The following is a 443-nucleotide window of genomic DNA, read 5'->3' on the forward strand; positions in this document are numbered from 1 at the left end:
GCCGGCCGCCGCGACCGCGCTCCAGAAGTTCTGCAACAGGCCCACATGCGACGCGTCGAGACTGCCGCCGGCGATAATCTGCGCCTGCGGGCTGATCGACGCGATCAGGTTGGCGAGCGCGACGCCCGTATAGGTCGTGTACTGATAGCCGCTGTTCCACTGGCCGCCGTGCGGCGGTTCAACATAAGCGCCGCCGATGGCGTTCGGATCGGGCGGCGCGCCCCACGGCACGTTCTGACCGGCGCAGGCGGCGGCGTACCAGGCGGTGCAGCCCGACATGCTGATGCCGAGTTGTTCCATCAACGCGGGGTCGAGCGGTTGATTCAAGCCGGTCGTGGTCATCGAGGTGCGCGTGTTCGTCACCTGAGCGGCATGGAGCGCCATGTCGCCCGCCGACTCGATCAGCGCCGACTGATTGCGGATCAGGTTCGCGTTCGTATAGT

General features: G+C 66.8%; 1 protein-coding gene. It reads right to left on the bottom strand.

Annotation, left to right across the window (positions count from 1 at the left end):
* Nucleotides 1–443: hypothetical protein (locus QCE64_RS37870; protein ID WP_310009531.1), on the bottom strand; the 443-nt coding region annotated here is incomplete at both ends.

It is taken from the genome of Caballeronia sp. LZ043, from assembly GCF_031451075.1.
GTDB lineage: Bacteria > Pseudomonadota > Gammaproteobacteria > Burkholderiales > Burkholderiaceae > Caballeronia.